The sequence below is a fragment of the Pradoshia eiseniae genome (assembly GCF_002946355.1).
GTDB lineage: Bacteria > Bacillota > Bacilli > Bacillales > Pradoshiaceae > Pradoshia > Pradoshia eiseniae.
Genome location: NZ_PKOZ01000017.1, coordinates 42,761 through 50,740 on the forward strand (window position 1 = coordinate 42,761; position 7,980 = coordinate 50,740).

9 protein-coding genes and 1 rRNA gene are annotated in these 7,980 nt (G+C 43.8%); all 10 read left to right on the top strand.

The window, feature by feature from the left end:
- The first annotated feature begins 30 nt into the window (after nucleotides 1-30).
- A complete protein-coding gene (hslO, locus tag CYL18_RS17110) occupies nucleotides 31-909 on the top strand; it encodes an Hsp33 family molecular chaperone HslO (RefSeq protein WP_104850708.1) in 879 nt (292 codons plus the stop codon).
- Between the two features lie 19 nt (nucleotides 910-928).
- A complete protein-coding gene (locus CYL18_RS17115; RefSeq protein WP_104850709.1) occupies nucleotides 929-1,792 on the top strand; it encodes a peptidyl-prolyl cis-trans isomerase in 864 nt (287 codons plus the stop codon).
- A gap of 125 nt (nucleotides 1,793-1,917) precedes the next feature.
- Complete coding sequence (gene cysK, locus CYL18_RS17120) at nucleotides 1,918-2,844, top strand: cysteine synthase A (RefSeq protein WP_104850710.1); 927 nt, start codon at nucleotides 1,918-1,920, stop codon at nucleotides 2,842-2,844.
- Between the two features lie 117 nt (nucleotides 2,845-2,961).
- On the top strand, nucleotides 2,962-3,795 hold the full coding sequence (gene folP, locus CYL18_RS17125) for a dihydropteroate synthase (RefSeq protein ID WP_104850711.1): 834 nt from the start codon (nucleotides 2,962-2,964) through the stop codon (nucleotides 3,793-3,795).
- The gene (gene folB, locus CYL18_RS17130) at nucleotides 3,788-4,156 is read left to right on the top strand and encodes a dihydroneopterin aldolase (RefSeq protein ID WP_104850712.1); all 369 of its coding nucleotides are present in this window, start codon (nucleotides 3,788-3,790) and stop codon (nucleotides 4,154-4,156) included. Before folP ends, folB begins: the two co-directional genes overlap by 8 nt.
- Nucleotides 4,153-4,677 carry a 2-amino-4-hydroxy-6-hydroxymethyldihydropteridine diphosphokinase gene (gene folK, locus CYL18_RS17135; protein WP_104850713.1) on the top strand — a complete coding sequence of 175 codons (525 nt, stop codon included), beginning with the start codon at nucleotides 4,153-4,155 and terminating at the stop codon, nucleotides 4,675-4,677. Before folB ends, folK begins: the two co-directional genes overlap by 4 nt.
- Nucleotides 4,629-4,841 carry a helix-turn-helix domain-containing protein gene (locus CYL18_RS17140; RefSeq protein ID WP_104850714.1) on the top strand — a complete coding sequence of 71 codons (213 nt, stop codon included), beginning with the start codon at nucleotides 4,629-4,631 and terminating at the stop codon, nucleotides 4,839-4,841. Before folK ends, CYL18_RS17140 begins: the two co-directional genes overlap by 49 nt.
- 31 nt (nucleotides 4,842-4,872) lie before the next feature.
- Nucleotides 4,873-5,871 carry a tRNA dihydrouridine synthase DusB gene (dusB, locus tag CYL18_RS17145; RefSeq protein WP_104850715.1) on the top strand — a complete coding sequence of 333 codons (999 nt, stop codon included), beginning with the start codon at nucleotides 4,873-4,875 and terminating at the stop codon, nucleotides 5,869-5,871.
- A gap of 176 nt (nucleotides 5,872-6,047) precedes the next feature.
- Entirely contained in the window at nucleotides 6,048-7,529 is a 1,482-nt protein-coding gene (gene lysS / locus CYL18_RS17150) for a lysine--tRNA ligase (RefSeq protein WP_104850716.1), read from the top strand.
- 369 nt (nucleotides 7,530-7,898) lie between these two features.
- A 16S ribosomal RNA gene (locus CYL18_RS17155) occupies nucleotides 7,899-7,980 on the top strand; the annotation flags it as partial.

Genomic DNA, 7,980 nt, shown 5'->3' on the forward strand with positions numbered 1-7,980 from the left:
TTCTTTTGGAAAGCTAGGAAGGAGCTTATAATGAACGATTATTTAGTAAGAGCATTAGCTTTTAATGGACAAGTGAGAGCTTATGCCGTATCGACAACAAACACCGTTGCGGAGGCGCAAAGACGTCATGACACATGGAGAACAGCCTCTGCTGCACTGGGAAGAGCTATGACTGCCGGTGTTATGATGGGTGCCATGCAGAAGGGTGAAGCAAAAATCACCATCAGTATCGAAGGAGATGGACCGCTTGGACCCATTATCGTGGATGCCAACGCGAAGGGAGAGGTGCGCGGGTATGTCACAAATCCTCATGTCGACTTTGCATCCCGTGAAGGGGGCAAATTAGATGTCCGGCGAGCAGTCGGGACAGAGGGGACATTATCGGTTGTTAAGGATGTTGGGATGAAGGATAACTTCTCTGGAAGGGTGCCTTTAGTATCCGGTGAATTAGGAGAGGATTTTACCTACTATTTCGCTTTATCTGAGCAAACGCCCAGCTCAGTTGGAGTCGGTGTGCTTGTAAACGGGGATGACACCATTTCCGTTGCTGGCGGGTTCATTATCCAGCTGCTGCCAGATACAGATGATGCTGTTATCACACAAATCGAGAATTCCTTGAATACTATGCCGTATATCTCCGAACTGCTAAAGGATGGGTTAAAGCCAGAAGAAATCCTTAATCAAATTCTTGGAGAAGAGAACGTAAAGGTATTAGATACGATGCCGATTAAGTTTGAGTGTCAATGCTCAAAAGACCGATATAGTCGAGCAATCATTGGCCTCGGCAAGGAAGAAATTCAGGATATGATTGAAACAGAAGGCGGGATAGAAGCCCAATGCCATTTCTGCAATGAAGCATATGCATTTTCCGAAGAAGAGCTCGAGGAATTGAAAAAAGAAGCAAAGTAAGCTATTTGGGGGAGTTGCTTTGTCTGTTAAACAATGCTCGGTCATCATTATTGGCTTGATTTTACTCAATATCTCAACGGTTGTGTATTTTCTTTATGCTCCAGCACCGAAGAGTGACTCAAATGAAACAGTTGCGTCAGTTGGAAATGCTGAAATAAAAAAGGCCGAATTGATAAAAGAACTCGATTCATTATATGGCCGGGACATGCTGAAGGGAATGATCGATAATGAGGTCATTCGCCAGCTGGCTAGTAAGAATGATCTCTCTGTCACGGAAGAGGAATTAGAGATGGAATGGCGGCTCAGGCAATTAGACTATGGATATGGCGGGGATGTCGAGCCGGATGACGAAAAGGTGATGGAGCAGCTTAAGCTTTCCATCCTTTTTGAAAAGATGCTCACAAAGGATGTCAAAGTCTCCGAAGAGGAGGTAGCCGTCTATTTGGAGGAAAATGAGCATCTTCATCAAACCCCAGATTTATACCGGGTTTATCACATTGCTGTCGGAAAAAGAGAGGAAGCGGAGCGTGTTATTAAGGACTTAACTGGTGGGGCGGATTTTTTATCCTTAGCCATGGAGTACTCCCCGACTGATTATGAGGAGTACGATCTTGGTTTAATCTCTTTAGAGACAGATACCGTTCCAGGGAGCTATATAACCTCCTTAAAGGATTTAAAGGAAGGTCAGTGGAGTAATCCTATAGAAATAGATAATGGATACGCTGTTTTATATGTGGAGAAGTTCATTGAGGGAAAAGCCTACACCAATCAGGAGCTTGATTCCTATGTCAAACGGCGTATTGGCATGGAACAATTAGATACAATCGCTTCTGTTAATCTATTTTGGGATGAAGCTGGCGTCCAATGGGTATATGAGCAATAGGATGTAAGCACTAGCCAAATGTGAAAATTAGGCCCAGATTAGTGGGAATTAGTTGACAGAAAAGAAAAAAATAGCTACATTGTATATAAAACCAATGAAAATACTATGGATTAGGGGTGGATGAATTGAGTAAAATAGCAAATAATGTGTCAGAATTGATTGGGAATACACCGGTCGTAAGGTTGAACAAGATTGTTGAGGATGGTTCTGCTGAAGTTTATTTGAAATTAGAATATATGAATCCAGGCAGCAGCGTAAAAGACCGTATTGCTTTAGCTATGATCAATGATGCTGAAGAGAAAGGTTTATTGAAGCCAGATGCAACCATTATTGAACCAACCAGCGGGAATACAGGGATTGGTCTTGCGTGGGTCGCGGCTGCAAAGGGCTATAAAGCTATTCTAGTCATGCCTGATACGATGAGCATTGAACGCCGCAACTTGCTCAAAGCCTATGGAGCTCAACTCATCCTAACTCCTGGGAAAGAAGGAATGAAGGGGGCTATTGCAAAGGCAACGGAGCTTGCTGAGCAAAACGGTTATTTTATGCCCCAGCAATTCCAGAATGAAGCGAATCCAGAGATTCACCGTCAAACAACCGGGAAAGAAATTGTGGAGCAGATGGGTGACCAGCTAGATGCGTTCGTTTCTGGCATCGGTACAGGCGGAACCATTTCTGGTGCAGGTTCTGTTCTTCGCGACGCGTATAAAGATATCAAAATTGTCGCCGTTGAGCCAGCTGATTCACCTGTATTATCCGGAGGAACACCTGGGCCGCATAAAATTCAAGGAATCGGTGCAGGATTCGTCCCTGATACATTAAATACAGAAATCTACGACCAAATCATCAAAGTCGCTAATGAAGATGCATTTGAGCAAGCGAGAAGAGCTGCAAAAGAAGAAGGAATTCTAGGCGGTATTTCTGCAGGAGCCGCAATTCATGCTGCCCTTCAGGTTGCAAAGGAACTTGGCTCAGGCAAAAAGGTATTGGCGATTATTCCGGATAATGGCGAGCGCTACTTGAGTACACCCCTTTATAATTTTGAAGATTAATAGATGATAATAAAAAGAGGCGAAAGCCTCTTTTTTGCTGTCTTCATTTTCATCCCTGACCATGAGTTGTGGTATAGTGTAGTCCATAGAAAAGTGTTGCTGAAGGAGTTTTGGTAAATGAAGAATATAATGGATTGTGGCCCATATAAACTCGATATGAGCGGCCGGACGCTAATTATGGGAATCTTAAACATGACTCCGGATTCCTTCTCGGACGGCGGAAGATACAATGCAGTTGATACAGCCTTAGAACGGGCATGCCAGCTGGTTCAAGACGGGGCAGATATCATTGATATTGGCGGGGAATCTACGCGGCCAGGTTATGAGCAAATTTCGGCAGAAGAGGAAATCGAACGGGTAGTCCCTATTATAGAGCGCTTGGCAAAGGAGGTCGATGTACCGATATCCATCGATACCTATAAGGCTGAGGTGGCTCGAGCGGCCCTGAAGGCTGGTGCCCATATCATTAACGATATATGGGGGGCGAAGGCTGACCCGCATATGGCTAAGGTGGCAGCGGAAACAGGTGCTCCTATTATTCTCATGCATAATCGCCAAGAGAAGCCATATGAGAATTTCATAAGAGATGCTCTGAATGATTTATATGAGAGCATACAAATAACGAAAAAAGCTGGGGTGAAGGACAGCCAAATTATTCTGGACCCAGGCATAGGCTTTGCGAAGAATCTTCAGGAGAATTTACTGATGATGAGAAACCTGAACGTGATTGCAGGTCTGGGTTACCCAGTCCTGCTTGGAACGTCCCGTAAATCAATGATAGGCAATACCTTGAAATTGCCTGTTAAGGAACGGATAGAGGGGACTATTGCGAGTGTTTGTCTTGGAATCCAGCAGGGATGCCAGATTATGCGTGTGCATGATGTAAAGGAAAATGCGCGTGCGGCAAGGATGATGGATGCAATGTTAGGGAGAGTGAAGGTAGATGGATAAAATAATCCTTGAAAAGATGGATTTTTATGGATACCATGGTGTTTATCCGGAGGAAAATAAGCTTGGTCAGCGTTATCGGGTCGATCTTACGCTATATGTGGATTTAAAAACAGCTGGGCATACGGATGATTTGAGTAACTCCGTCAATTATGCTGAAATATACACATTATGCAAAGAGATTGTAGAGGGCAAGCCGTTCAATTTAATTGAAGCTGTGGCCGAAAAAATTGCTCAGGATGTATTTGCTCATCACGAGAGGGTCCAAGCGTGCAAGGTTAAAGTAATCAAGCCAGACCCGCCGATTCCAGGGCATTATCAATCGGTCGCTGTGGAAATAGAAAGAGAGCGGGAACAGGCATGAATGTAGCATATATCGGAATGGGCACGAATCTTGGTGATAGGGAAGGCTACTTAAAGGGTGCATTACAAGAACTTGCATCCAATCCCTCCAATCAAATCGTGGCCGTATCCTCCATTTATGAAACAGATCCTTGGGGATATGTAGAACAAGGTAAATTCTTGAATATGGTCATTTGCTTGCAGACGCAATTAACGGCGCAGGAATTGCTAGCATGCTGTATGCAAGTTGAGAAAGAGCTTGGCAGAAAAAGGGAAGTAAGATGGGGCCCGAGAACAATAGACCTTGACATTTTGCTATTTAATCAAGAGAATATTGTAACGGAAAACCTGATTATCCCCCACCCACGAATTATGGAAAGAGCCTTTGTTGCCATTCCGCTCGTGGAAATTGATAAGGACATCACTCTGCCAAATATGGACAAACCGGTAAGGGAAGTCATGGACGATATCCCCGACAAAGAAGGGGTACGGATATGGAAGCGGAAAGATGGGGAAGGCGTATTCGGGCCTTTCGAAAATTAAAGGGTTTTACACAAGAAGAATTCGCTAAAGAGCTCGGTGTTTCCGTCTCCATGCTTGGAGAGGTGGAACGAGGGAACAGGGTTCCAACAACACCCTTTTTGAAGGAAGTAGCAGAGCAGCTAGGAATAGCGATGGAGGAACTTAAGCCTCCGGTTAATAGATGAATGAAGAAATGCGGATAGGGAGGTAATATCCATGCTAAGAATTGGGAATGTCGAAATAAAGAATCCCGTAGTGCTAGCACCTATGGCTGGAGTGTGTAATTCTGCCTTCCGTCTGACGGTTAAGGAATTTGGGGTTGGGCTTGTTTGTGCAGAAATGGTCAGTGACAAGGGTATTGTGTACGGTAATGAGAGGACGCTGAGCATGCTCTATATTGATGAGCAGGAAAAGCCGCTTTCCCTGCAGATTTTCGGGGGAGAGAAGGAATCGCTCGTTAAGGCTGCGCAGTATGTCGACAAGAATACAAACGCGGACATTATTGACATTAATATGGGGTGTCCCGTTAATAAAATCATTAAATGTGAAGCAGGAGCTCGCTGGCTTTTGAATCCAGATAAGATATATGAGATGGTTTCAGCGGTTGTTGATAAAGTAGATAAACCAGTCACGGTCAAGATGCGTATTGGCTGGGATGATGATCATATTTTTATCGCGGATAACGCACAAGCTGTAGAAAGAGCCGGCGGGAGTGCTATAGCCGTTCATGGGCGAACACGCGTGCAGATGTACGAAGGAAAAGCCAACTGGGATTACATTAAGCTTGCCAAGGAGTCGGTCAATATTCCGGTAATCGGGAATGGGGATGTCCTAACACCGCAGGATGCCAAACGAATGCTCGATGAGACTGGCTGTGATGGGGTCATGATTGGCCGGGCAGCTCTTGGAAACCCATGGATGATGTATCAGACAGTAAAATATTTGGAGAGCGGCATTCTATTGCCTGAGCCATCTGTCCGCGAGAAAATGGACGTATGTGTGCTTCATCTCGATCGTCTTATCGCTTTGAAGGATGAGTATATTGCTGTTCGCGAAATGCGCAAGCATGCGGCATGGTATTTAAAGGGCGTGTCAGGCAACGGGAAGATTAGAAAAGAAATCAATAATGTGGAGACGCGTGATCAGCTTGTCGGTCTTCTTTATAGCCTTGTGGAAGACGTTGAAACGGAAGGGCAAATTACAACAGCTGTTTGATAATTTGACAGTCTCACATCTAATAACTACAATAGGCTTGAATCAAAGCTGCCGGGTCAATACCGGCAGTTTTTCTTCTATTTTAAAAAATTCAAGTAGATACTGGTGTCTTATGGAGTTATTTTGTGTAAAATAAAAAACAGTATATAGCGATTTAGAGATGGAGTGAGTAGTAAATGAGCGAAGAATTAAATGACCAGTTCCAGGTCAGACGTGACAAGATGACTCGAATTGCTGAAATGGGCCTTGATCCATTTGGGCAAAAGTTCGTCCGCACGCATTTGTCTCAAGAGATTATCAATGAGTTCAGTGGCTTGGAAAACGAAGAGCTTGAAGCGAAGAATATTGAAGTATCCATTGCCGGCCGTATCATGACCAAGCGAGGAAAAGGGAAGGCTGGCTTTGCCCATATTAAGGATGTAAGCGGACAAATCCAAATCTATGTAAGAAAAGATGCAATCGGTGAGGATGCTTATGAGCTGTTCAAGATTGCTGACTTAGGTGATATCGTCGGAGTGAAGGGAATTATCTTCAAGACCAAAGTGGGCGAATTGTCCATTAAAGTAAATGGATTCACATTCCTCACAAAGTCATTACGTCCTCTTCCAGAGAAATACCACGGACTTAAGGACATTGAGGAGCGCTATCGCAAACGTTATCTGGATTTAATCACAAGTGAAGAGAGCCAAAAAACCTTTATCGCGAGAAGCCGCATTATCCAGGCGATGAGACGCTACTTCGACGATAATGGTTTCTTGGAAGTTGAAACGCCAATGCTTCACTCGATTGCAGGCGGAGCTTCTGCAAGACCGTTTGTGACGCATCATAATGCCCTTGATATGCCAATGTACATGCGTATCGCCATTGAGCTTCACCTAAAACGCCTGATTGTCGGCGGGTTAGAAAAAGTGTATGAAATCGGGCGCGTATTCAGAAATGAAGGTGTTTCCACGCGTCATAACCCTGAGTTCACGATGCTTGAGCTATACGAAGCATACGCAGATTTCCATGATATCATGGACCTGACAGAAAACGTTATTGCCTACATCGCTCAAGAAGTATTGGGCACAACAACCATTCCATATGGCGAATATGAGGTGAATCTTGCGCCGAAATGGACAAGACTCCACATGGTCGATGCAATCAAAGAATATGTTGGTGTAGACTTCTGGAAAGAGATGACGGTAGAAGAGGCGCGTGCGCTTGCAAAAGAACATGATGTACAAATTACCGAAACGATGGCAGTTGGCCATATCATTAACGAATTCTTCGAGCAAAAAATTGAAGAGAAGTTGATTCAGCCAACTTTTGTATATGGTCACCCAGTTGAGATTTCACCGCTTGCGAAGAAAAATGCGGAAGACCCTCGCTTCACGGATCGTTTTGAGCTATTTATCGTGGCGCGTGAGCATGCTAATGCCTTCACTGAGCTGAATGATCCGATTGATCAAAAACAACGCTTTGAAGCTCAATTAAAAGAGCGAGAGCAAGGTAATGACGAAGCCCATATGATGGATGATGATTACATCGAGGCACTAGAGCACGGTATGCCGCCAACAGGCGGGCTCGGAATCGGCATTGACCGTCTGGTTATGCTTTTAACGAACTCTCCGTCTATTCGTGACGTACTGTTATTCCCATTAATGAGACATAAATAATAACGTTAAAAGAGCCGTGGCTGCCACGGCTCTTTTATATATACCTATATAGTTTCTTTTTGAAATAAGGGATTAAACTAGCTAAATATTTGAAATAAATTAACTATAATCTTTTTCGTAAATAGCTATTGCAATATAAAATAACGGATGATATATTTATATACGTCGCCGCTGACCTACAGCGAACGACAAAAAAGAATAAAAAAGTTGTTGACAAAACAAAGTGAACTTGGTATGATAATCAAGTCGCCAAAAACGACAACAAAGAAAATTGTTCTTTGAAAACTAAACAAAACGAAACGCTAAGCAAGTCTTAAACAAGAGAGAATATCTCTCGTCAATGTTTTAAATTATAGCTAGATCAAACATCTTTCGGAGAGTTTGATCCTGGCTCAGGACGAACGCTGGCGGCGTGCCTAATACATGCAAGTCGAGCGAATCAGCCGGGAGC